The organism is Polyangiaceae bacterium (genome assembly GCA_020633205.1).
Taxonomy (GTDB): domain Bacteria; phylum Myxococcota_A; class Polyangia; order Polyangiales; family Polyangiaceae; genus JAHBVY01.
In genome coordinates, this window is sequence record JACKEB010000011.1 from 1,027,402 (window position 1) to 1,051,762 (window position 24,361).

18 protein-coding genes are annotated in these 24,361 nt (G+C 64.4%); 5 read left to right on the plus strand and 13 right to left on the minus strand.

Annotated elements, in window-relative coordinates:
- Positions 1 to 29: 29 nt before the first annotated feature.
- Genes H6718_11080 through H6718_11110 form a run of 7 tightly spaced genes read right to left on the minus strand, consistent with a single transcriptional unit; the run spans position 30 to position 7,320 of the window.
- Entirely contained in the window at positions 30 to 1,754 is a 1,725-nt protein-coding gene (locus H6718_11080) for an aminotransferase class V-fold PLP-dependent enzyme (protein MCB9585932.1), read from the minus strand.
- Between the two features lie 43 nt (positions 1,755 to 1,797).
- Positions 1,798 to 2,553, minus strand: a complete 756-nt coding sequence (locus H6718_11085; GenBank protein MCB9585933.1) for a hypothetical protein — start codon at positions 2,551 to 2,553, stop codon at positions 1,798 to 1,800.
- Positions 2,554 to 2,596: 43 nt separating this feature from the next.
- Positions 2,597 to 4,201, minus strand: coding sequence for a HAMP domain-containing protein (locus H6718_11090; protein ID MCB9585934.1), 1,605 nt, complete (start codon positions 4,199 to 4,201; stop codon positions 2,597 to 2,599).
- Positions 4,201 to 4,962, minus strand: a complete 762-nt coding sequence (locus H6718_11095; protein MCB9585935.1) for a response regulator transcription factor — start codon at positions 4,960 to 4,962, stop codon at positions 4,201 to 4,203. Before H6718_11095 ends, H6718_11090 begins: the two co-directional genes overlap by 1 nt.
- A 17-nt stretch (positions 4,963 to 4,979) precedes the next feature.
- A complete protein-coding gene (locus tag H6718_11100; GenBank protein ID MCB9585936.1) occupies positions 4,980 to 5,690 on the minus strand; it encodes a hypothetical protein in 711 nt (236 codons plus the stop codon).
- Complete coding sequence (locus tag H6718_11105; protein MCB9585937.1) at positions 5,687 to 6,646, minus strand: hypothetical protein; 960 nt, start codon at positions 6,644 to 6,646, stop codon at positions 5,687 to 5,689. The genes H6718_11100 and H6718_11105 overlap by 4 nt, the downstream gene beginning before the upstream one ends.
- The gene (locus tag H6718_11110) at positions 6,646 to 7,320 is read right to left on the minus strand and encodes a hypothetical protein (GenBank protein ID MCB9585938.1); all 675 of its coding nucleotides are present in this window, start codon (positions 7,318 to 7,320) and stop codon (positions 6,646 to 6,648) included. The genes H6718_11105 and H6718_11110 overlap by 1 nt, the downstream gene beginning before the upstream one ends.
- Before the next feature lie 204 nt (positions 7,321 to 7,524).
- Here H6718_11110 and H6718_11115 point away from each other — a divergent pair, with 204 nt between their 5' ends.
- Positions 7,525 to 8,694 carry a pyridoxal phosphate-dependent aminotransferase gene (locus H6718_11115; GenBank protein ID MCB9585939.1) on the plus strand — a complete coding sequence of 390 codons (1,170 nt, stop codon included), beginning with the start codon at positions 7,525 to 7,527 and terminating at the stop codon, positions 8,692 to 8,694.
- A gap of 3 nt (positions 8,695 to 8,697) precedes the next feature.
- On the opposite strand, the gene H6718_11120 is transcribed toward H6718_11115, so the two are convergent.
- Positions 8,698 to 13,506 carry a sigma 54-interacting transcriptional regulator gene (locus H6718_11120; protein MCB9585940.1) on the minus strand — a complete coding sequence of 1,603 codons (4,809 nt, stop codon included), beginning with the start codon at positions 13,504 to 13,506 and terminating at the stop codon, positions 8,698 to 8,700.
- Positions 13,507 to 13,705: 199 nt separating this feature from the next.
- Here H6718_11120 and H6718_11125 point away from each other — a divergent pair, with 199 nt between their 5' ends.
- Together H6718_11125 and H6718_11130 are read left to right on the plus strand one after the other, a co-directional pair.
- On the plus strand, positions 13,706 to 14,434 hold the full coding sequence (locus H6718_11125; protein MCB9585941.1) for a hypothetical protein: 729 nt from the start codon (positions 13,706 to 13,708) through the stop codon (positions 14,432 to 14,434).
- Positions 14,435 to 14,512: 78 nt separating this feature from the next.
- Positions 14,513 to 16,171: a choice-of-anchor L domain-containing protein gene (locus H6718_11130; GenBank protein ID MCB9585942.1), complete on the plus strand. Its 1,659-nt coding sequence runs from the start codon at positions 14,513 to 14,515 to the stop codon at positions 16,169 to 16,171.
- Between the two features lie 232 nt (positions 16,172 to 16,403).
- Here the strand turns inward: H6718_11130 and H6718_11135 are convergent, their stop codons facing one another.
- The 3 genes from H6718_11135 to H6718_11145 all read right to left on the minus strand — a co-directional run bounded on the left by H6718_11135 (position 16,404) and on the right by H6718_11145 (position 19,321).
- Positions 16,404 to 17,210, minus strand: coding sequence for a hypothetical protein (locus H6718_11135; GenBank protein ID MCB9585943.1), 807 nt, complete (start codon positions 17,208 to 17,210; stop codon positions 16,404 to 16,406).
- Positions 17,211 to 17,584: 374 nt separating this feature from the next.
- Complete coding sequence (locus H6718_11140; protein MCB9585944.1) at positions 17,585 to 18,442, minus strand: hypothetical protein; 858 nt, start codon at positions 18,440 to 18,442, stop codon at positions 17,585 to 17,587.
- Positions 18,443 to 18,448: 6 nt separating this feature from the next.
- A complete protein-coding gene (locus tag H6718_11145) occupies positions 18,449 to 19,321 on the minus strand; it encodes a hypothetical protein (protein MCB9585945.1) in 873 nt (290 codons plus the stop codon).
- A gap of 100 nt (positions 19,322 to 19,421) precedes the next feature.
- Between H6718_11145 and H6718_11150 the strand changes: the two genes are divergently transcribed.
- Together H6718_11150 and H6718_11155 are read left to right on the plus strand one after the other, a co-directional pair.
- The gene (locus H6718_11150) at positions 19,422 to 20,045 is read left to right on the plus strand and encodes a hypothetical protein (GenBank protein ID MCB9585946.1); all 624 of its coding nucleotides are present in this window, start codon (positions 19,422 to 19,424) and stop codon (positions 20,043 to 20,045) included.
- Positions 20,046 to 20,107: 62 nt separating this feature from the next.
- Positions 20,108 to 22,063 carry a PAS domain S-box protein gene (locus H6718_11155; protein ID MCB9585947.1) on the plus strand — a complete coding sequence of 652 codons (1,956 nt, stop codon included), beginning with the start codon at positions 20,108 to 20,110 and terminating at the stop codon, positions 22,061 to 22,063.
- A 58-nt stretch (positions 22,064 to 22,121) separates the two neighbouring features.
- Here H6718_11155 and H6718_11160 read toward each other — a convergent pair whose 3' ends face one another.
- Together H6718_11160 and H6718_11165 are read right to left on the minus strand one after the other, a co-directional pair.
- The gene (locus H6718_11160; protein MCB9585948.1) at positions 22,122 to 23,147 is read right to left on the minus strand and encodes an aminopeptidase; all 1,026 of its coding nucleotides are present in this window, start codon (positions 23,145 to 23,147) and stop codon (positions 22,122 to 22,124) included.
- The gene (locus H6718_11165) at positions 23,144 to 24,292 is read right to left on the minus strand and encodes a DUF1624 domain-containing protein (protein MCB9585949.1); all 1,149 of its coding nucleotides are present in this window, start codon (positions 24,290 to 24,292) and stop codon (positions 23,144 to 23,146) included. Before H6718_11165 ends, H6718_11160 begins: the two co-directional genes overlap by 4 nt.
- Between the last annotated feature and the right edge of the window lie 69 nt (positions 24,293 to 24,361).

The window sequence follows — 24,361 nt, forward strand, 5'->3', positions numbered from 1 at the left end:
GCGAATCCGTGATTCGCTGAACAAGGACACTAGCTCAGGGTGCGCTCGAGCCCTTCGGTGTGCACGTAGCGGAACCACACCAGGTCGTCGATTTCGGCGCGCCCCGTGCCGGAGTTGAACACGGGCTTGTCCGCTCCCCACCGCCGGGTGAGGCGATCGACGGCGCAACGCGCGACCTCGAAGTACTCGTTGCGCTCTGCGGCGAGCTGCGCCTCGCTCATCGGACCCTCGTGGTCGCCAGCTGCGAACGACTGCGCCGCCTCTCGAAGTGCCTCGACCGTGAGCTCGATGGGCTCGATATCTGGCACAGGCTGCTCGGTGTGGCGCCACACCCCATCTCGCCAGTTCAAGCGATAGAGCGGCACGAACGTCTCGCCGTGATCCGCGACGAACTCGATGGCGCTCAGCAAGAACTCCAGGTCGGGCGCGTTTGCGTAGAAAGGTAGCGTCACGCGTACCCAGCCCGGCTTGATACCGATGACGTGTTTCTGTATTAGCGTGCGGAAACGCTCCGAGTGCGCGCGGTCGATGCTCAACAGGCGGTGCCCGTAGGGCCCAGCGCACGCACAGCCGGCGCGATTCTGGATGCCGAACAGGTGGTCCAGCAAGGCTGACACCAGGTCGTGATGCAAACCGGTGATGTTGAAGCTGATGATCGCCAGACGCTCCGTCGTCGCCGGACCAAGGACTTGGATCTTGGGGTGGGCCGAGAGGCGCTCGATGGCCTGCTTTGCGAGTTCGATCTCATGCTCGCGGATCCGCTCGGGACCGATCATCTCCTTCACCAAGAACGCCGTGCCTGCGCGCACGTCGCCCATGATGGCTGGCGTACCGGCTTCCTCTCGCTCCGCGAGATGGCTGACGTAGTCAATGGCGTCTTTTCCCGCGCCCGCCACGTAGTCCACCGTGCCGCCGCCGGGCTTTTCCGGGATGCGGGTGATGAACAACGCGCGATTTGCCGCGAGGATACCCGAGGCCTGGGGCCCTCCGATGAACTTGTGCGTCGACAAGAACAGCGCGTCGATGCGCGCATCCTCGTCTCCCTGGGGATGCATATCGATGGGCACGTAGGGTCCCGCCGCGGCGTAGTCGAAGCACGCGAACGCGCCAAAGCGATGCAGTAGCCGCGCGACGGCCGGCACGTCCGACAGCACACCAGTCACGTTGCTCGCGGCAGAGAAGGAGCCGAGCTTGAACGGGCGGTCCGCGTACTTCTTGAGCTGTTGCTCGAGGTGATCGAGGTCAATGCGCCCTGCGTCGTCCAGGGCGATTTCCACGACTTCCGCGATCGACTCGACCCACGGAAGCTCGTTGCTGTGATGTTCGTAGGGACCGATGAAGACCACCGGGCGCTCTTCGTCCTGGATTGCAGCGGACCAGCCGAAGCGACGCTCGAGGGGCTCTGGCAGGTTCCAGCCGAGGAGGCCGATCAACTTGTTGATCGCTGCCGTCGCACCAGGGCCAGTGAACAATACTTCATCTTCCGGACCCGCGTTCAACGTGCGACGCACCACAGCCCGCGCGTTCTCTCGCAAGGTGGTCACGATGCGGCCCGTGGAGCTCACCGCAGTGTGGGTGTTTGCGTAGAACGGCCTGACGCGGCGCATCCAAGCTTCGATGAAGTGCAGGTAGCGACCCGTCGCGGTCAAATCTGCATAGAAAATCAGCCGTCGACCGAACGGAGTCTCGAGGTGGGCCCTGCGGCCTACTTCGTGTTGGCGGATGAAGGCGGCAATCTCATGGAAGGCTTCCACGACGCCCGGTCTACTCCAGCGGCCAGCGCCGCTCAAGGACAGCCTATTGGCACTTGCCGCTGAAGAGCTTGATATCGCGAACCGCAATCTGTGCGCTGTAGACGCCTGTTGCGCCGGTGATGCCCAGCTTGCGCGCTCCGTTTAATCCAAGTTTCGCGCGCGTCACAGTCGCAGTTGACGCGGGGTCCGTACTCGCGTGCAGGGCTAGGGCGACATCGCCCTGGTGGACTCGCAAGCGCACCAGCTTCGCGCCAGCACTGCGCTGCACCTTCGCTCGCGAGCTTGGCTCATCCATATACGGGACGCCTTCCTTGCCCTGCCACAACTCGAGGAAGAGGTGTGGCTCCTCCATTGGAAAATGAATCCCCGCGGCAACGATTGGTAGAGTGGGGACGCCTAGGGAGGGTCCGCCCGCTCCAGGCTCGCTGGGGACTTCACCCTCGAGGAAAGTGAAGGCGATGCCGTCAGCGTATCGTTTGACGTCGCCGCCCTGCTCCAGCACCAAGGACAACTGAAGGTCCTCTACGCTCAGCTCGGTTGGCAGCCAGGCAGCGCTCACCTGACTTTGCTGCTGGAGCAGGCTGAGCGTCGCACCCTGGAGTTTGGCGTCCCCGATCAGCTTGAAACGGTCCCAGGATAGGGTGCTACACGCTGCGAGGTTCGGCGTATCGAGGCTTTGCTCACCGGCGTTCTCACTGTTCGCTGGGCCCTTCGCTTCGCCTTCTTTCGAACTTTGGAGTTGCTTACATCCGAGCAGACTCACACCGAGGCACAACAAGAGCACAACGCTGCTTCGCATAGGGGCGCGCTCACTAATCGAAGCGTGCCTGGCGTGTCAACGGCTAGCGGGAGCCAGACGCTTTATTTTCGCGCGGTAACCAAACACTGAACCGCGCACCTTGCCCCACCTCGGACTCGAGCGTCACTTTGCCGCCGTGGGCTCGCGCGACGGTGTCCACGATTGCCAGCCCGAGGCCGGTGCCGCCTTGTTCGGCCTCGGTGGTGTAAAAGCGTTCGAAGATCTTGTCGCGGCGTGCTTCAGGTACGCCTGGGCCTTGATCTGCCACGCTCACCACGATGCCGCGAGGAAACTCGTGGGCGGTGACGATCACCGGCTGGTCCTTTGGGGAGTAGCGCTGCGCGTTCTCGATCAGGTTCGTGAACGCCGTCTCCAGATCTTCTTCTCGGCCGCGCACCCAGGTGTGTCGCGCCTGGAAGTAGAGCTCCACCTTGTGCGTAGAGGAGTCGTCTGCTTCATGAGCGTTCAGTCGCTTGCAGACGCGTTCGAGCAGCGAGTGCAGGTCGACGAGCGTCATGCCTTCCACCCGTGACTCGATGCGGCTCAAGAGCAGCAAGCGACTCACCAGTCGGTCCAGGCGCTGAGTATCCAGCAGGATGTTGTTGAGGAAGCGTTCCCGCGCGTCGGGGTCCTCGTGTGCACCCTCAGCCAACAGCTCAGCGGCGCCGCGAATCGAGGTCAGCGGTGACTTGAACTCGTGGGCTACGTCAGCCGCAAACTCGGAGATGTAGTTGAGGCGCGAGTCGAGCTCCTCGGTCATCGTGCGGAAGCTATGGGAGAGCTCGCGGATCTCTCCGCTGCCACCGACGGGCAAGGCGACTCCGCGCTCACCCGCGGCGATGCGTTTCGCTGCGCGTGACAGCCGACTGAGCGGCCGCGAGATAGAGAAAGCGAGCAGCAAGGTAATGCCGGTGCTCAACACCAGAGCAACCGTCAGCACCTTGAACAATCCCGCGCGGATACGATACAGCTCGAGCAGCACCGGTCGCGTGGAGCGCGTGACGTAGACCACGCCCGCCACCTCGTCTGGGGTGGCAGGTGACATCACCGGGGTCGTGGCAAACAGAAAGACGGCTTGGGGTCGGTGGGCGAGGCGCGTTTGAGCGGCGTCTTTGCCCTTGCGAGCAGCCACGACCTCGCTCCGCTCGGGGATGTCTGGCCAGGTCGTCTTGGCGCCGCTGCGGAGCACGCGGTAGCCCTGTTCTCGCGTGGAGACATCGACCCAGTGGGGGGGCTCAGGTTCGGGGCCCTCTGGAGGTCCATCGCGATGTGAGTCGATCAAGACCACGCCTTCAGCGTCCAGGATCCGCACGCGCGTGCGCGTGCGTTTGGCCGCTGTCTCCAAGATCGCCCGGTGCCGGGCGTCTCCTAGCTCGATGCTGTTTCTGAGGTCCTCCTCGAGCAGCGCGCGCGTGAGCGCGGCTTGGTCATTCATGTCGCGCTCGAGAGCGCTCAGCAGCTGGCGTTCGTAGATGCGCGCGAACTCGAGGCCAGCTACGGGCACTAGCACGACGGTGACGTTGATCAGGAGCAAGCGCAGCCAGATCCGCCCAAGCTTGTTCGTGAGCCACTCCCGCACGCCAAAACCCGTAGCGCGCGTGGAACTCGACGACGACTGCGCGCTCTCGCCGTTACCGTCCGGAAGCATCAGGCCTCCGCGGCCTTGTACCCGACGCCGTGAACCGTGGTGATTGGGTCGAAGCCGAGCTCCTTGAACTTCTTGCGGATGCGCCTGATATGCGTGTCGATGGTGCGTTCGGTCACGAGCGCGCTGTCGGCGTAGCCGCGATCCATCAGCTGCGCGCGGCTGAGCACGATGCCTGGGCGCTCGAGCAGCGCGGCCAGCACGCCAAACTCCGTGGGTGTTAGATCGACGCGGGCGCCAGCGAAGCGCACTTCGTGGCGTTCGAAGTCGATGGCGATGTGCGCGTGCTCGACCTTCGTTCCGCGGTTTTCGGAGCGCTCGGTCGCCTCGGCGTCAGCTGACGCCTCCTGGCTCCTGGGCGCTTCACTCGCCATTTGTTTGGCCATGGCCAGGGCATCTTCGAAGCGACGCAGCACGGCTCGCACGCGGGCCACGAGCTCTCGAGGCGAGAACGGCTTGGTCAGGTAGTCGTCTCCCCCGAGCTCGAGCCCTACGATGCGATCCACTTCTTCGCCCCGCGCGGACAAGAAGAGCACCGGCACCCGAGAGCGGCGCTTGAGTTGACGGCAAACCTCCAGGCCGTCGATCTCTGGGAGCATGACGTCGAGCACGACGAGCTCCGGTGGATCGCGCTCCGCGAGCTCCAGCGCGCGCTGCCCGTCTTCAGCGACGCTGACGCGGAAGCCTTCGCGGCTCAACGCGTACTGAACCACCTCGCGGATACGCGCTTCGTCATCAACGACCAGGATGTGCTTCGAACTCAAGCGCTGCTTCCGTATGGTTATGCGGCTGGAGCTTCACCGTGGCTCAGGTCCGCGTCGTCTGCTGGGGGTGGGCTCGGAGTATAGTCTTCGCTGGCTTCGCTCAGGCCTTCGATGCGCGCCCAAAGCTCGCTCACGATATCACCGACTCCTTCGGCGGACGAACCGCTTAGCCGCACCAGGACCAGCTGGGTGCGTAACGCGGAGACGAGCTCCGCCAGTTCCTCCAGCGCCCGCGCGTCGCGCTCCGCTAGCTGGTAGAGGCGCCGCACGTTCTCGAGGTGCAAGCGCGCGGAGGCCCGGAGGCGCGAGGGGGCGCCCTGACGCTCCAGCTGCTCGAGCTTGCGTTCGGCGGTGCCCAGGTGGAACGCATCGCGGTGGAGCAGCTCCACCAGCTCCTGGTGTCGCGCCGCCACCCGGTTCACCTCGTCCAAGATGCTCTGCGCGGACTGCGCGTTGAGCAGGCGCTCGAGAGGTGAACCGGTCACGGATCCGACGCCTTCTTCGAGTGCGACCCGAATGCGTGTGACGACTTCGTAGGCCTGCAAGTCGTAGCGTGGAGGCTCCTTCTTCGCTGTCCACGCGATGGGCGCCCACAGCGGCCACAGCGGGATCGCCGTGAGTGCGTTCACGAGCGCCGTCCGATCCTTTCGCTCCGCTCGGCGGTAGAGCGCCACTGCGCAGGCGACCCCAGCCGCCAAGTAGAGCAGCGACAGGTCGAGCAGCCTCATGGTGTCGCTCCGTACGCCGCTTGCGATGGCGTGCCGTCATCGGCCACAGGGATCGCCGGTTCGATCACCGGCTGCGGCGTGTCGGTTTCGGGCTTTGCCACCTCGGTCCCAGGCCCGACGTCGAGGGTCTTGGGGGTGAGGTCCTGCACTTCCTGACGGATACGCGCTTCGGGGTCCGTTGCGGCCTCGGTTGCAGTGCCGTGGGTTGCAGGGCCGCGGGTTGCTGGCAGCCTTTGGGCTCCACGCGTCGCTTGCTCCTCCCAGTCGTCGGTCGCATTCGCGCTGAGTGCTCGACTTCGTCCGTAGATCCCCACGGCAGACTTGCTGCTGGTGAACACCGAGTCGGCGAAGGTGCCTTCACGGGCGCGCACGAAGGGCACGCTATCTTGCGACGGCCGCCCGAAGAACGGTCGCAGCATCCATGCGGTTTGCCCGAGCACTCCAAAAAACACGATGCCGCAGGTCATGGCAGTCGCCAGTGCGCGCCAGGACCCTTCCAGTCCTCGCCAGATGATGCCCAGCGCCGCGAGGCCCGACGTGAGGTACATCAACACAGCAGTCAGCACCGACGCGTGGTAGCCGAGCCCCCGATCAACGGCGAGCCACAGCACCGGCGCGCACGCCAGGAGCACGAGCGCGGCGCGCGCTGCGGCGGCGAGGGTCAATGCGGCGACACTAGAGAAGCTCCGGCGTCCTCCAAAGCCCACAACCAATGCGTGGAACGCTGGCACGCACACGACCAACGTCGCAAACAGCGCCATCGGCAACTTGAGCGCAGAGAAGGCGATCTGCGCTCCTCCACGAAAGCTCCCAAGCACGCCTCCAAACACCGCTGCACCCACGCCGAGACAGGCCACGGAAGTCAGCGCGAGCTCTCGCAGCCCCTCAGGGCGATCGCAACGCTCGGCTATTTCCGCGGGGTCACGCAGCAGCGCGGACAGGATCGCGGCGCTCATCACGCACCTCCCAGGATGGGCAGCAGCGCTCCCCAGACTCGAGTTGCCAAGGCAATCGCGAACAGCGCGAAGCCGCCTGCAACGGCCATTGCGCCCAGCGCGGACTCCGCCTTGCCAGCAAAGCCTTGGCGCAACACATCTGCGAGCATGCGCAGGAGCGCCACCCCGCCGCCCAGCCAAAGGCCGACGGTGACCGCTCCAGCTGCCGCGCCGGAAGACTCGCTGCTCACCACGAAGAGTGCCGCGGCGGGCGCCAGCCCCGCGAGCAGAACGCCTGCGCTCGCGACGCTGCGTGCGACGCTGCCAGCGATGGCGTGTCCGTCGATCGGAGCGCGGCACATCGACAAGAAGACGAACACCGATGGTGCGCCGACCAGCGCCACCAGAATCAAGCCCAGCGGTACGCCAACCGCGTGCTGAAACAGGCTCTGCGCGCCGACTCGTGCGCCAAGCGCGACCCCATACAAGCTCGAAAGCCCAAGCCCAATGCACACTCGGCGCGCGATCTCCCGCCCGCTCGCCTTTTCGTCGAGCGCGATCAGGCGCGTAGCCCAGCCCGCCGGGGCTTCGCGCTTTGCCGTGGGGATCTTCGGAATGCCAGGGAAGGCGCCTGGCGCCGTCTCACTGTTCGTTGTGCCGCTCTGTGGAGCGCAGTCCACCGTTCCTACCACCATGTCATCCTCCGTCGTGCCTCGCGCAGGCTCTGCGCGTGGGGCGGTCTCCCTCCGCCAACCCTGTTCTTTCTAGACGCCGGATGCGGCGCCTCGAGGGAGGCGGCGCGGCGATGTGGCGGAACAAATGTGGCGACGCCCCGCCTGTCTGCGCCAAATGTGGCGAAGATGTGGCGGCCGGCGCGTTTCCCAGGCAGAAGCCGGGGTATGACTCGGCCGAGCTTCTCCACACGCGTCTCTGGCGAGGCCTCGCCGAGCTCTTGGGCGCTCGCAGTCGCCGAGGCGCAGGCACACGGTGGCATTCGTCTAGACCTCACCCTGTCCAACCCGACCCGCGCCGGTATCGAGTTTCCGGAGCGATTGCTGCAGGGGCTGAGCGATCCGCGCGGTAACATGTACGTCCCGCGCGCGCTGGGCGAACACGCCACCCGCCGCTCGGTCGCCGACCTCTACAACGCCCGAGGGTTCGCCGTGCGAGCGGAAGACGTCGTGCTCACAGCTAGCACGAGCGAGGCCTACGCGTTCCTCTTCAAGCTGTTCTGCGATCCGGGAGATCGCGTGCTCGCTCCCACGCCCAGCTACCCGCTGTTCGAACACCTGGCGAGGCTCGAGTCGGTGGAACTCGAGCCTTATGAACTGACTTACGATGGGGACTGGCACCTTGCGGCGAACGCGCTGCCGAGTCACTCAGAATGCGTTTCCATGCGGATCAAGCTTGCGCTTGCGGTCAGCCCCAACAACCCGACGGGCAGCTGCCTCTCTCACGAGGAGCTCGCGCGCCTGGCGGCGTCGGCGGGGGTCGTGGTCAGCGACGAGGTCTTCGCGAGCTACCCGCTCACCGACCAGCTGCTGCCGAGCGCGCTCGACTGCGACCCCAGCGTGCCTCGAGTCGTACTCGGGGGCCTATCCAAGGAACTCGCGCTGCCTCAGCTCAAGCTCGGCTGGATGATCCTGGGGGGACCGGAAGACTTTCGCGAGGCCACCCGCCAGCGTCTCGAGCTGATTTGCGACACCTTCCTCTCGGTGAACACGCCGGTTCAGCTTGCGTTGAACGAGCTAATCCGTGCGGCAACGCCAATACGCGCTAGCATAGCGGAACGCGTGCAACAGAACTACGCGAGCATTCGGCAGGCGCTTCAGAGCACCTCTGCCAGTCTGCTCCGAGCCACGGGGGGCTGGTACGCCTGCGTGCGCCTTCCGGGCACGCGGGATGACGAGGACTGGGCGATGCGTCTGTTGCAGCGGGGGGTACTGGTGCAACCCGGCTACTTCTACGATCTCGGGTTCCCGGCAAGCATCGTGCTGAGTCTCCTCACGGAGCCCCAAGATTTGGATCAGGGGGTGAGGGAGCTCTGCGAGGCGCTGGCTGACGTCTGAGCTTCAGCCAGCGCTGGGAGTGAGTCCGTAGCGCTTGAGCTTGCGGTACAGGGTTGCGCGCGGGATCTTCAGTGCGCGGGACACCGCGCTGACATTCCAGCGGTGTTGCGCCAGTGCCTCGGAGATGCGGTCCACTTCCGTCGCCTCGAACTCGCGCCGGCTCTTGGCCTTGCGCTCGCTCTTCTTGCCTCCGGGCAGGTGGAGGTCGGCCGCCCTTAGCTGGTCACCCGCGCCGAGCAGTACGGCGTTGGTGAGTACGTTCTCGAGCTCCCGCACGTTGCCCGGCCAGCTGTAGCCGAGCAGCGCCTTGACGGCGTCCTTTCCGAGTGCTGGTGGCTCGCGATCGATATCGCCGCAGATCCGCTCGAGCAAGCGCTCCGCGACGAGCAACACATCACCTTCGCGGTCCCGCAGCGCCGGCAGCTGAATCTCGACTACGCTGATGCGATAGAACAGATCTTCGCGGAAACGACCTGCCGCGACCTCGTCCCGTAGGTGCCTGTTCGTGGCGCATACCAGGCGGAAATCCACCTTCACGCTATGCTGTGCCCCGACGGGGCGCACCTCGTGATCTTCGAGCGCGCGCAGCAGCTTCGCTTGCATCTCCAGGGGCGTCTCGCCGATCTCGTCGAGGAATACGGTGCCGCCCTTGGCGGCTGCGAGGAGTCCCTCTCGGTCCCGGTCGGCGCCGGTGAAAGCGCCACGCACATGGCCGAAGAGCTCGCTCTCCAAGAGCGAGGCCGGCACCGCCGAACAGTTGATGGCGACGAACGGCGCCTGCTTGCGCGGACTGTTGAAGTGCACCGCGCGTGCGACCAGCTCCTTACCGGTGCCACTCTCGCCTTCGATGATGACGCTGGCGTTCGTGTCGATGACCCGATCCAACTTGGCGAACAGGCGCTCCATCGCGGGACTCTTGCCGACGATTTGGCCGTAGTCGTAGCGCGACTCGAGCGCCGCCTGGCGGCTCTTCACCTCGTCGGTCAGCCGATCGATTTCGCGCGCTTGACCCTCAGCCAGCTCCGCCACCCGAGCGCGTTCAGCTTCGAGTTCCTGGGTGCGTTTGAGCAGGGCGTCTGCCTGGAGTCGCAACTCGTCGTGGAGCTGTGCGTTACGCAACGCGATCGCGACTTGGTCCGCGAACGCAAGCAACAGCCCCATGTCGGCCTCATCGAAATTTGCCGGGCGGAAACGGTTGTCGAGGTAAAGAGCTCCCAGGGTGCGCTCAGGGGAACGAATCGGGACGCACACAACGCTCTTGAGCTGCATCGCGTGCACGGATTGGTTCGAGACGAAGCGGGGGTCGCTGGAAGCGTCCACGGTGAGCACCGGTTCCCCGCTCTTCACCGCCTGTTCGGCGATACTACGGCTGAACTTCAGGTGGCTGCGCCCGATGCGCTCACGGTCGACATTGCGCGCCACCACGACGCTGAACTTCTTGGCCTCGCCACCAGCCGTCGCACCCTCCGCGAGCAGCACGAAGCCGCGTTCGGCTCCCGTGAGCTCAATCGCTGAGTCGATGGCCACCGCAAGCACCTCCTGGGTCGTCACCGAGGAGTTGAGCTTGCGATTCACTGCGAGCAGGCGCTCGAGCTTGCTCGCGCGGCCTTCCACGCTGGCGTGGCGCGTTTGGGGGGCGATACGACTGCGGGAGCCGTGACCCCAGAAGGTCGAGCGTAAACCGCGCGGAAGCGACGCCGCGACGCGCTCCCAACTCTCGCGCGCAGACTCGCGCGCGCGCTGTGCGAGGGTGCTCGCTCCCGCGGCCTCCCATGCTTGGGCGAGCAGGCTCTCGGCCTCTGCGAGCATCGCGAGCTGGCCTGCCTCGCGGATGGTGGGCAGGACTTGCTCGATGCGAGTGGTTGCCGCGCGCGCGTCGCTCTGCGCCAGGCTGAGCTTCGCTTCGGAGAGATGCAGCTTGGCAAGCACATCTGGTGCGTCCAGAGGCTGGAGCAGGTCTCGCGCCTTCGCGATATGCGCTTCTGCTGGGTGGACTTCGCTGGCCCCGAGGGGCGCCTCACCCAATCCCCCGCTCCATGCGGCAAGTTCCGTCTCGGCCAGGTGCAGCTCCACCTCTGCTTGTTCGCGGCGGGTGGCTGCCTGACTGAAGCCAGTCAATGCCTCGCCAAATGCTTGCCGTGCGGCATCGAACTCGGAGCGCGCCAGCGCGAGCTCGCCTCGCAGGGTGGCCGCGGCGATTACCCAAAACTCCAGTCGTTGCTGCTTGGCGCGCGCCTCCAGTTGCTTCACGTGCAGGCTGGCGCGGTCTGTCGCCCCCACGTCCGTGTAGAGCTTCGCGAGGTTGAAAGTGAGTGCGACGGTTACGCTCACTTGTCCCAGAGCAATCCCCAGGCGCAGGCCGCGTTGATAGGAGTCCAGGGCAGCGCCGAGCTCGCCCGCTTGGTGACAGGCCACGCCGTAGTTGAGCGCGGCGTTAGCGATGTTCTCCCCCAAGCCGTGTTGTTCTGCGACCTCGAGTACCTGGCGATACTCGGTGGCGGCCTGAGCTGTACGTCCGGCGCGATAGGCGTTGAGTGCGCGGTAGGAAATTGCGCGCAGTTGGTCCTTGGGCCGCGCGCTGCGGGCGAACGCAGTAGCTGCGCGCTTTAGCATGTCATCGGCCGCGGTAGTTTCCCCAAGGTAACTCAGTGCAACGCCAAGCGTCGACTCCAAGCTGGCGACCAGCAGCGGATCTCCGTTCTTGCCGAGGGCTTCGAGTGCCTCGCGAGCCAGACGCTCGGCCTCTTGGTGTTGCCCGGCCCGCACGCGAGCACGCGTGAGGATCTCCAACGCTTGCGGCCTTAGTTCCTTGTGGGCGTCGATGAGTCGGAGGTAGCGCTCACAGCGTTTCACATTGCCCAGTTGCAGAAACGCCGCTGCCGCGCGGAGACGGAGTTCGGGGCGAGCGTCGGGGCGGATGCGTAGCAGGCGCGCGGTCATTGCGAGGGCTTCACGCGGCCGCCCTGCGCTACGCAGCAGCTGCTCCACACGTAGCAGGCTACTGGCGCCTACCTCGCGCAGCGCGCTCGGTGAGCTACCCACAAGCACCTGCGCCGCTGGCAGCCACTCGCTCGGGTTCCTGACGACATCCTGTTCGTGCTGGGACACCAGCTCCGCGGCTCTCCCCAGGTCACCGGCCTCCGCCAGGTGCTTGGCTGCCGCCGCTACCGCTCCCTGACCGGCGCTATCAACGCGCTCTAGGTTGTGCCCCGCGATCTCGCGATGGATCGCCTTTTGTATTTCCGTGGGGCAATGTTTTAGGGCGAGTGCCGCAAAGCCATGCAGTGGCTCGTAGTTACTACCCCGCCGGGTCAGCAACCCTGCGCGGACGAGTTCTGACAGCGCTCGGGGGTCGAGGTTGCCCGCATCTTCTGGGGCGAGGGACGCCAGTGCGAGGGTTCGCAGCTGCTCGGGCGATAAGCCTCGGAAGCGGTCTTCGGCCTGACTCCCCAAGAGGTCCAAATCGCCTCGAGCGAGATCGTCTTCCGTCAGCGCACCACTTGCGAGCAGGCTGACCAGGGTCTCGAGTTGAGCGGGCAAGCCGGCGGTCAGCTGTATCGCGCGCTCCACTCGAGAGCGTGGCAGCTGATCTTTGAGCCAGCTGAACACAGCGCGCGATGGAAGCGCGCCGAGTGTGAGTTCCTCGAAGCTAGGCTCGTGGTCGACCTTGTTGATTGGGGAGTTCTCGACGCTGACCACGCCAAGGGCTGCCGTCGGCTCCAGGCTTCGGCACAGCGCCAGCCATGCCTGCCGATCGGATGGCGCGAGGCGGCTGGCGTCGTCCATCAACAGCAGGAGTGGTGCGTCTGCGTTGGAGAGCGACTCGACGCGCCCCAGCACTTCCGCCAGCGTGTGCGGCGGTGGTCGGCGGCTTGCGATCCCCAACAGCTCAAAAACCGCTCCGGGCCTGCTGCCGGAGGTGTCGAGCACTTGCACTCGTTGCCCTGCGATCCACTTGAACTCTCGGAGCAATCGCGAGCGCCCACTCCCAGGCGGGCCAGAGAGCACCAGGTTCCGCGTCTTCGCTCCTCCGCTCACGAGCTGCTCTAGCCAGTGCTCTAGAAACGAGAGCTCTCGCTCGCGGCCTAGCAGCGTTTTGGGGACGAGCAGCGGGTGAGGGGCCAGCGACTGACGTCCAAGGGCTTCGAGCAGTTCAGCTGCGTCCCCAGGGCGCGTGCGCGGGTCCGAGCGCGTCAACCGCTCGGCGAGCTTGCGCATCTCTTCAGGTAGCGCTTCCCCTCGGAGTTCCGCCAGATCCCTCAAGCTGATGCCAACCGCGTAGAAGTCGGCGCGATGGTCGGCGCGCCCTCGGGCGAACTCAGGTGCCAAGTAGCCTGGGGTGCCTGAAACTTCGCTGAGGGTCTCGCCGAGAAGCGATGTGCAGCTCAGGTCGATTAGAACGCCGCGGCCTTCCGGGGTGACCAAGATGTTCCCGGGCTTGAAGTCGCCATGACGTATCCCTGCGGAATGAAGCTGGTGGAGGGCAGCTACCGCATCCGCCACGACGGCGAGGCTCTCGCTAAGCGGCGCGCTGCGCGCGAACTCCACCAAGCTGACACCCGGAACGAAGCGGGTGACGAGGCAAGGCAGGCGCTCGCTCTGGGGGCTGAAAACGAAGTCGAGAACTTCGACCAGATTGGGGTGCGCAAGACCGCGTAAGGCTTCAAACTCCCTACGCAACACGTCCACGTGGTCAGCTCGACGGACTTGTTTGAGAACCACCTCTGCGCCGGACAAACGGTCGATAGCCAACCAGGCTTCGGCGATGTCCCCTTTGCTCAGGGACTGTTGGGTCTCATAACGCGGGTCCATACTGGCATCCCATGATACACCATGATACTGGTTGAGACAGTTTGAAGCAGAGCTGGTTGCCATGAGAAGCAGTCCGCCATCACCAGGAGTCGCCGCCAACACCGCTAAAACAGCGTTGATGGTGCGCGTTGCGTCGAGCGCTGGGGCAGGCGCGGCGGCGGCGCGTGATGGGATCGGTTCTTGCGAAGGTGCGACAGCCATGCCGAACTCCACCGCGCGCCCTCCGGCCACTCGCTGGGCAGGCTGGTGGCTAGCGGCTTCGCTGACACTGTTGGGTTGCAGCATCAGTCCACAGCCCGAACCACCAGCCGAGGCAACGCCCGGCTTTCAGCAGTCGCTCATCACCATCGAGACAACCGCGGACGGTCTGCGCGTCGCCGGTACGCCCGGCGCGGTCACTGGCACCGCAGCCCAGCTCCGCATTTACAATCTCGAAACAGCTGACACGCGGGCAGACGCTCCAGTCGCAGATGACGGCAGTTTCAGCATCGATTTGCCTGGCATTGCTGGGGATGACCTGCGCTTGCAGGCGCGTAGCGACCTGGGGATTTCTGAGCCGCTGGATATCACCGGCGTGGGTGTTGCACAGAACGTCGTCACCCCCCTCGGGGACTGTCTCACCATCAAACCACGCGCTGAGGTGGACTTCGGTGCGGTCAGCATCAGCGACTTCGACGTACATGAGGTCGAGATGGTGAACGAGTGTGCCCAGGACGTATCGCTCTACGGCTTGGGACAGCTGATGGGTTCTCCTGGCTTCAGCTTCATCGTCTCGGCGGATCTCACGATCCCCCAGGGCGCGTCGCGCTCCTTCGGCATCGCGTTCGCGCCGGGCCGTCAGGGAGAACACGAAGACGTCGTCATCCTGAGTTTCGAGAATGACACCGAGCGTCGTCCGATCACCATGCGCGGCAACGGCATTCCCTAATCGCCAATACTCGGCACTCGCTCTGGCTATCCGTTGCGAGTTGCAAGCCCCCGGCCGGATGACGTAACGGAGTGGGTGATGAAGACGCGTTGGTGGTTGCTCTTGGGTCTGGTCTCCGCTTGCGGAGGCGGACGCAGCGAGCCGGGGCTGGACGGGATTGATTGTGGTCCAGGAACCGAGCTGCAGGATGGCTTCTGCGTCCCGAGCAACGGCGGGGCCGCTGGCTCGACCAACGGCGGAACCGGCAACTTTGGTGGCTCCACCACTGGCGGTAGCGCGAACGGCGGCGCTCCCAACGGCGGCAACGCTGGCACCGTGAACGGCGGAAGTGCTGGCACCGCGGCGAGCGGTGGGAGCGCAGGCTCCGGTGCGAACGGCGGTAATGCAGGTTCTGCAGGCGACGCCGGTTCCGCGGGGAACGCAGGGAATGGCGGCAACGGTGGCAACGGCGGCAACGCGGGCAGCGCCGGGAGCGGTGGCAACGCGGGGAGCGCTGGGAACGGCGGCAACGCGGGCAGCAGCGGTAGCGCGGGCAACGGGGGTGTCGGCGGCAGCAGCGGTAGCAGCGGTAGCGGCGGCTCGGGTGGCAATTGCGACAGTGCGACCACGGACTGCGACGGCGACGGCTGGTTGGTCGCGGACGGCGACTGCTGCGACAAGGCGGGTGGCTGCAGTACCACTCCGGAGCTCGTCAACCCGGGTGCCATCGAGTACATCGGCAACGCCGTTGACGACGACTGTGACGGGCTCTTCGACGAGGTAGATCCTCCCTGTGATCCGACGGTCACCGACACCAACTCGGCCGAGCCGCTCGACTACGCCCGCGCCATGGACCTGTGTCAGTTCACTCAGGAGACGATGCCCCTGCCGGAGCGCAAGTGGGGCGTGATCAGCGCTAAGCTCACCTTGGCCAACGGATCAGGCACGCCGAACCCACGCGCCCGTGCGATCCATGAGCAGTTTGGGGACAATCTCTTCCCCATCCGCGGTCAGCGCTTCGCGGTCCTCAGCACGGGCGCCGCCGCGGACCCGAACGACACGGCTCCGGCGTTTCAGCCCTTCCAGCCCGGCGTCGAGAACCAGAAGCAGAGCCAGTTCCCCTCCGATTGGTATGCCGCGAACGGCAACAGCCTGCCGAACTCTCCCGGGTGCCCGGAACCGCAGGGAAACAGAGCGATGGACCCAGTGATGTTGACGCTGCGCATGCGCGTACCCAGCAACGCGCGGTCATTCAGCTTCAATCAGCTGTTCTTGAGCTCGGAGTTTCCGGAGTACGTGTGCAGCGAGTTCAACGACTTCGTTGTCGCCCTGGTTGACTCCAAGGCGACCAGCAACCCCGCTGACAAGAACCTGGCGGTGTACATCGCGCCAAGTTTTCAGCGCTTCCCCATCGGGGTGAACCTCTCCACTGGTACGAACCTGTTCAGCGTCTGCGACGCTGGCCCCACAGGTTGCGAGAGTGGCGTAGCTGGAATGGCGAGCTGCATCTCCGGACCGAACCTGCTGACGGGTACCGGCTTCGACGTAGTGGATGGTGGCTGTGGAACGCCGCCCAACTCCAGCGATCTGGCTGGTGGTGGTACGGGCTGGTTGACCACCGCAGGCAACGTAGTGCCTGGCGAGGTCATGGAGCTGCGGATCGCGATCTGGGACACCAGCGACGCGTTCTACGACTCCCTCGTGCTGCTCGACAACTGGCTGTGGAACCTGTCTCCCGCCAGTCCCGGAACTAACTGACTCACTCAGTCGTTTGGCCCATTGCCTTAGGTTTCTGGGACACGGCTCGGGGCTTTGGCCCATTGCCTCGGGTTCGAAACAACGGCGACGGTGCGCCTCTTACCCCAAGGAGAGACCTTGGAGTTCGAGCGGCAGCGTGGCGCGCGACAAGCGGGCTGTTCCGGTACCGACATAGTCGGTCGAGACAGCTTTGCCGCGGGGAGCGATTCCCCGCGGCAAATTCTCTCGATGACTAGAGTCGATTGTAGAGCACAGAGTCCGCGAGACCCATGGGCTCCTTGTTGCAGCTGACTGTGGCGGTGACTTCCTGACCGGGTGCTACGGTCACGTTGTTCAAGGTTTTGAACTTGGTCACGCCATTGCACACCGCCTGCGTCTGTACTCTCCGGAAAGTCTGCGTGACGTCGCTGTGATTCGTTAGGGACGTCACGTACCAGTTGCCGCGGCTGGCTGACTCCTTGCGATGACCTGCGAGCGTCACTTGATTCCCTACGACGACTCCCGAAAATCGCAGATCTGCTTCAGTATCAGCGATCCTTACGGAGTAGGGAGACCCGGTCGTCGTGGAATATCCGTTGAACGTGCCGCTGGAGCGAATCCCGGCGAGGGACGCCACGACATGGGTAGTCCGCACCGTGCGATGGTCATTGCAGGCATACGAAAGACTGCGGCTCGCTCCGGGCGCAAGCTTGAGGTTCACGACGGAGCGGTACACATTCGGCTCGTTTAGGCAGTAAACGGTGATGTCCATCACCGGGACAGTGACGGTCGCGTTGCTGCGATTCGTCACGGTCGTCTGACCGGACGTCGCTGAGCGCGTGGCCGAGTACACCAACCCGTTTGGCGTGTGCACCACCTCTTCGCGGCCCTCCACATCGGCGACCAGCTCGATGGAGCTGGGCACCAGAACGTCGCCGTTTTCCAATTCGTCAGACGTCTCGCTGACACTCGAGTCGTCGTATTCCTCACCTGCATCGGCAACGCAGGCCGACAGTGCACACATCAGCCCAGCCAGAGACATCATTCGCAGTCCGTTCATTTTCGCGTGTTCCGTTCTTGTTTTGGTTCCACGACTTTCGGGTCTGAACCAGCCGATTGGCCCCGCTTTTTTGGGTCCGCAGTTAAGTGCCCTTCTCCCTGCGGATTCAGATGCGGACGATCGGTCGGACGGGAGCCCGAAAATCGAGTCGCGGTGGTCGCGACAACGAGGCTCTAGCGGCGTGCACGTGCACCCGCAAGCGCTGTCCCCGATCGCGAACTTTGCTCGCGTTCTCATATGGGAACGCGGCATCCTGTGCCAGCTGCCAATGCGAGTTGCGGACGCTTGGCCTGATACCGCTAGCGGAGCAGCTTGGATCTAGATATGAATTGTCGCGCGGAAATGGTGCGCTTGAGCTGGGCCCGGCTGTGGGCTTACAGCGGTAGCGCGGCGCGATAAACCGCGAGGAAATACATCGGCACACGGTAGGCGTGGAGGCCGAACTCGTCGTCGCCAAACTGGAACAAAGTTTGGAGTAGGAAGAGGTCGGTGCCCTTGATGATTCCTGGGCGCGATCCGTAGACCAATCCGTACTGGAAGCGATCGTCGCGGCCGCCGTCGCGGGGCGTGTCGATGTAGCGAATCGTCGGGCCTACGGCGCCGAAGTCGCGATGCCGGAAGAAGAACGTGCTGTCGTAGCGGTACAGCGTGCCGCCGTCGTGGGGGAACGCGTGGAACCAGTCGAACGAGTTGTCGTTGCGGTATTCCCCGCGGATCGTCCCGGTGTGCATCCAGAAGAATGACTCGAGAGGGATCACCAGGCGCAGCCGGCCCTCCCAGAACGGGAAGGTCTGGGAGCCGTAGATCTTGTCCGATTCGCGGTCGTTGCGGACGTCTCGGGTGTTGACGTCCTTGTCATCGAACAGCCCGTCGCCGTTGAAGTCTTGTCCAGGAATCAACGTGTGGTCGCGGTGTACGTCACGAATCCCCGCGGAACCGCCTAGCGTGAACAAGAACACGCGTACGTCGAGGTTTGCGCTGGCTTCCTTGTATGGGTAGCTGAAGATACCGCTCACCCGACTGTAGAGCATGCTCATGCCTTCTTCGAGGTGAGCGCGGTTCTCCAGGCTGAGTTGGGCGCCGACGGTGTAGCCGTCGAGCAGTAGATCCGTGCCGGCAGGCGGCGGGTTCAGGAAGTAATCGCGTGGTGTTTTCGCGTCTGCGTTAGAGCAGACGGACGTCAGACCGACTGTGAACGCTGCCGCGGTCAGGGCCCCCCTCAGCTTCGGCATCTTGGTTCAGCTCCGACGTCGACGAGTAAGGGCCAACACCAGACCAGCTGCGAACAACAGCCCGCTCACTGGAACACCACGCTGGCTGCCGGGAACGCTGCAACCGCAACCACCGGGCTTCTCCTTGATGGGCTGGGGACCATCGGCGTCCTCTTTCAGCGGCGGTGCATCGCCGTCTACGGGCGCGCCGTAGACCGGGTCCCAGTCCTTCTTGCCAACGCCGGGATCGGCCACGTCCATGTCGTCTTGAGCGGGGTCACCCGTCTTGGTCGCGTCCTTTTCGTCGCCGTCCTTGATGTTGCCGTCCTTGTCGACGCCCTTCATCTGCTCCTTCTTCTTCTTGTCGGCTTGATCGACGAAGGAGATGGAGCGGCGGTCGACGACGGGGTTCTCGCCTTCGAGGACGAGCTTGGTGGGGCGCCCGATGGTCTGACCCGTGCTGCCGTCGCGCAGGGTGACGGTGTACTCGCCCGCTTCGTAGCCGTGGCCGCGGGTGATCTTGAAGGTGAAGCGGGTGCGCTTTTGAATCGTGCCCTTGCCCGGATCCAAGAAGCCGATGGTGACGCTCTCGATCTGCGCCTGCTTGTTCTGGATCGGTACCTTGCGCAGCTGCGGGCCATCTTTGCCGTCCAGCAGGTTGCGCTCGTAGTACACCTTCTGCTGGAACTCGAACTTGACTGGGATGTGGGCCACGTCGGGTGCCTTCGGCAGGCTGACGGTGACCTCCAAATGCCACGATCCAGTTCCGACTTCCTTGGGGTGCGTGTTCTTCCACTGCACGGACCCAACGGCACTCGCGTTCAGCGCGAAGCTGGTCAGCATCAAAGAGACGGCCAGCACCAACAAACGACGCAGCATTCCACCACCTTCTGAGCTCATTGCTCGACCTCCGGAGGGAGAGACGCTAACAGAAAGCCGGCAGCGTGGGGAACGGGCTCGGCAGAGCAGGTTGGGGGAAGTCGCTCCGCAACGCGGTGCCATGTCGACTCGAATGCACTCAGCTCAGAATGATCCACCGACGCTGGCTTTGGCTCTTCGGGTGATTTCCGCGAGCCTTGCTTGGTTGCTGCTGGCTTGCTCGGCTGCGCCCTTACAACCGAAGGTCGAGCGCGAGGCGGTGGGAGTGTTTGCACCCGATCCCCCAACCCCAACACCAGAGCAGCCAACGGCTCCGCCGACGGCGAGTGCGTCGAACGTTCCGGCGGCGGAGTGCGTCGAGCCACCGCCGCCAGCGCCAGCTTGTGGAAGCGACTTGCTGCGTGTTTCAGTCAGTCTCGCGTACCATCCGCGCTACGCATTTCCACCCGGCGAAAGCCGCAGGGAACTCGACCAGGTCGCCGCTGCGATGCGCGCCCACCCTGGGTGGCAGATGCTGCGCGTCGAAGTGTATTCCAGTCAGGACCCAGGTACGAACACGCAAAGCCTGCGTCGGGAGATGCTCCAGGCCCAAGCGCGGGCGGATGCGATCTTTGGCTACCTTTTCCACAAGCAGAGGATCTCCGCTGAACGCATGGACGCAATTGGCTACGGGTACGATCCGCGCCAGGCGCGAGATGACGTGCGCTGGCCGGTGGTACTGCGCCTGGTTCATCGGTTAGATTAAGTCGAGCACGCAGCGCGCTGGTGCGCGAACACGCTCCAAACACCGAACCAACGAGGCTCGTCTTGGGGGAGACAAAAGTCGAGCAGCTGACCGCGCTCCTGGAGCACGCCTCCGAGGGCTTGATGGTGCACGACACCGAAGGTGTGCTGCGCTACGTGAACCAGCGCTTCTGCTCGGTGCTCGGATACACCCAGGCGGAGCTGATGCAGCTCAGGGTGTTCGACATCGAGGTCGGCCTGGACGAGGCAAAAGTCCGGCAAATTTGGCGTTTGATGGCGGACGGAGAGGTAGTCGACCTCGAGGGACACCACCGAACCAAGAGCGGCGAGACGATCGTCACCCGCGTGAAGGCGCGCTGCGATGATTCCCTGGGGGAACGCCTCTTCTACATTGCGACCCGTGAGGCGCTCGAGTCCTACGATTTCGTCATCTCCGTCAATCGAGAGCTCGAATCCATCCAGCAGCGCTTGGTCGCCTCGGAGGCGAGCTATCGCGCGCTGCTGGATACGACGCGGGAGGCGATCATGGTGTTCGATTGGGACTCCGCGCTGTGCCTCTACGCGAACGACGCCGCTTGCGAGCTGTTCGGCTACTCTCGAGAGGAGCTAGCCCAATTCACGGGTCGCATGCTTCAGGATCCTTCCCAAGCGGAACAGGTAGACGCCGTATCCGCGCGGCTTCACGCTGAAGGGCGCGCTGCGGGCCGGCTGCTCATGCGGCGCAAGAGCGGCGAGGTATTCTGGGGTGAGTACACCATCACCGTGTACGAGACTCTGAACGGCAAGCGCATGGTCGATGTGTTCCGCGATGTCAGTGAGAGCGTGCGTTACCAGGAGGAGCTGGAGCGCAAGAACGAGGAGCTTACCTCCGCACAGGCTCGATTGCTTCATGCGGACCGGCTCGCGACCATTGGACAAATGGCGGCGAGCATCGCGCATGAGATCAACAACCCGGCAGCCTACGTCGTGACGAACTTGCAAGCGCTGCGCGCGTTGCTGGAGGGCGCCGCGCCAACGGAACCGTGGCGTGACGAGTTCATGCCGATGGTCATGGATTCGTTGGACGGTATCCAGCGCATCCTGGCCACGACTCGCGATCTCAAGTCGTTCAGTCGCCTCGACCAGCAAGAGGCCACCTGGGTGGATCTGAATGAGGTCGTGCGGGTCGCCGCCAAGCTTGCAACGAATGAGCTGCGCCACCGCGCCGCCTTGCGCCTCGATTTGCGGCCACTTCCTCGAGTCGCTGGTTCCGAAGGGAAATTGACTCAGGTTCTGGTCAACCTGCTCATCAATGCCGCCCACGCGGTCGAGCGGACCGTCGCCGCTGACGAAGCGCAAGTGACCGTGACGAGCCGACTGGAACGCCGCGAAATCGCGATCGAGGTTCGCGACAACGGGCCAGGGGTACCGCAGCAGATCCGCGACCAGTTGTTTCAACCCTTCGTCACCACCAAGACGCCTGACCGCGGTACTGGGCTCGGCCTCTCGCTATGCGCCGAGATCATGCGGGCTCACGGCGGCGGCATTCAGCTCGTGGAGACGGAGCGTGGTGCTTGCTTTCGCATCCGCGTGCCGATCGAGACAGGACTCAAGGTGAGCCCAGCATCTGGATGTGCGCCGGTCCAACCCACGCGACGCCTGAAGGTGTTGCTGGTCGATGACGAGCCCTTGCTGCTCAAATCTCAGGAGCGCCTGCTCAAGCGGCGGTTCGACGTGTTGACCGCGCCAGGGGGGGAGGAAGCTCTGAAGCGGCTAAGGACAGACCCGGACGTCGATCTGGTGCTCTGCGACTTGATGATGCCCGCTGTGGATGGCGTCGAGTTCCGCGAACGCGTGCGAGCCGAACTCCCAGAGTATCTTTCCCGCGTCCATTTCTGCAGCGGCGGAGCGTTCACCGACCGCGTCCGAAGTTACCTCGCGGCAAATCGAGTGTTGGTGCTCGACAAGCCCCTTTCGGCTGAGGTGCTCGAAGACCTCGCGAGTCGCGGCATGAGCGAGTACCCGCTCGCGAAGAACTGATCTCAGCGCGCGCGCACCCATCCCCTAAACGAGCGGAGAGCTTTACGGAGGCAGGACACTAGTTCGGTGTAAGCAGCTGTCCACGTTCGATCAGCGGCATACCTTCGGTCAGCACGCTGGAGAAGGCTTGGCACGCAGCGAACGCCGTCGGCGCACTCCATCCGGCGCCGGTTACCTTGGCAGCTGGGTCGCCAATCGAAAGGTGCAAGCCCGGCAGGTTCTGGTCGACCAGCGCCTCGCCTGTTGCCGTGTGGATACTCGGGTTGACCCCGATGCAGATCAGGCCGACTCGGCTCGAGTTCTCTGAGCACGCCAGCATGCGCACCATGTCGCGCTGCAGCTCGGGCGCCGCCGGACAGGTGAGGCGCGTGACTCGACCTTGCTCGAGCACCAGGTGAACCGGAGTGTCTTGCAGCAGCCCATGGCGAGCGCCGAAGTACTCTCCCACGCTTGCATTCGCGACCAAGCGGCCGCTCACGTGCTCAGGGCTGGCGTACAGAGCCCCCGCGGGGAGGTTGCCCCAGCGACCCGGCTCGAGCACACCAAGCTGCGGGAACCAACGGGCCCGGGGAGGCAGTAGGACCTCCAAGTTGGTGCCCGCTGGCGACGTGACTTGGAGCGCCCTGACGCCGTTGAGTTTGTCCAGAACACGGCGGCCTGCGCTTTCCACCTCTCGGTAGTCCAAGCGTAGACCACGCGAGAAAGCCAACGAGCTGATGCTCGGCATGTGCGCGTGCTTCAGGCCGTGCTGCTTCACCAAGTGCAGCAAGTGCTGACGCATCCCGAGCTCGTTGTGCGGAGCGCTCGCGACGAACACACTGGCATGGGCCTCTGCGAGGGCACTCTGCAACGCATTGGGGAGCAGCTTGAACGGCCGCACGCCGTGCTCCGCAAGGCGGAACCAAATCACGCGGCATCCGAGGTTGCGCGCGACGCGTGCGATAGCTTCGGCGACGTTGGGCACGGCGTGATCGCTGATCACCACCAAGTCCTGTTCTGGACTCAACGTAAGGCAACTGGTGATCAGCACGCGAGCTGCGCGCTCGACGTCTTCGAGTTCTACTGCTTCTCCGATTTGGGTCATGGTGGACTACTGCTCAGTCTACGCCGAAACACCCGCTTCACCAGCGATGCGAGCAACAGACTCAGCAAAACCAGCGCGGCGACCACGATCCACGTTCCGATACTCGTGGTAGGCGCGACTACCATGTCGGTTGTCGCATCGAACATTTCCACCAGGCCAAGTGCGATCAGGTGCGCGATGTAGGCGAGCAACGCATGTTCACCAAGCGCGCACAGGATGAACGGTTTGTATTCGATGCGTGCTTTTCGGCCGTGGGATGGATTGAACAGCGCGTGGAGTAGTTGATGTGTGAACCAAATGGCCAACACGCAGCCGACTAACCCAAGCGACGTGTGGTTCCAGAAGCCAGCGGCGACCCAGCTGGTGGGTAGAACAGGACCGTGCTCCAACCAATACCCAGCGGCGAGCGGACCATAGTCTCGATAGTGACTACTGAAGGTGTCGGTCCACGGCGCACTCCAGCCGCCGCGGAACAGCTCGAAGCCCGCGATGGCCAAACACAGGAGCGTCCAAGGTGAACGTAGCTGAGCTGCTTCCAGCGGCGACCCGCCTGCTGGTCGCGGCGAAGAGTCTGTCGGCGCAGGCCCGCTCAACATGCCCAAGAGTGATGCTGCTAATAGCGGAAACGTTCCGCCCGGGCCGGCGTTGATGCCGGAAACACCGACACCCGCGAAGTGCAGCGCGCTCGTGACCAGCAGCACCAGTGCACACAAGGGCCAAGCAAGGCGCCTCCCCCCCGAAAAGGTCAAGAGAGCCGTGCAGCAGACGATCGCCAACGCGATCACGGACAGAATCCCCGAGGAAACGAACGTCGCTGGAAACTGCAAGCCGAACTGGGGCAAGCAGAGTCCGATACTCAGCGCGTACAGCCAGCCCGCTCGCTTGAACATGCGCGCACGCCAGCGCCGGGCCAGCAACGGCCGCTGTGCTGACGGTGCTCGGGCTTCCGCTGCCGACCAGGACAGCACCAAGCTGAAGCCGACCAAGTAGAGGAACGACGCGGCGATGTAGGGCTCCACGCGCATCAGGAAACGCAGCGCGGCGTCGGCTGCATGCTCTAGCGCTCCGTTGCCCCGCCCGGTCTGGATGCGCCTCGCGTGAACCGCGAACATCATCACCACCACGAGCCCGCGAAAGGCGTCCACGGCCACATCGCTTCGTCCGCGCGGCGCAGGTCTCGCTGGCTGATGGGTGCTGTCGCTCGCAGTGCCCCC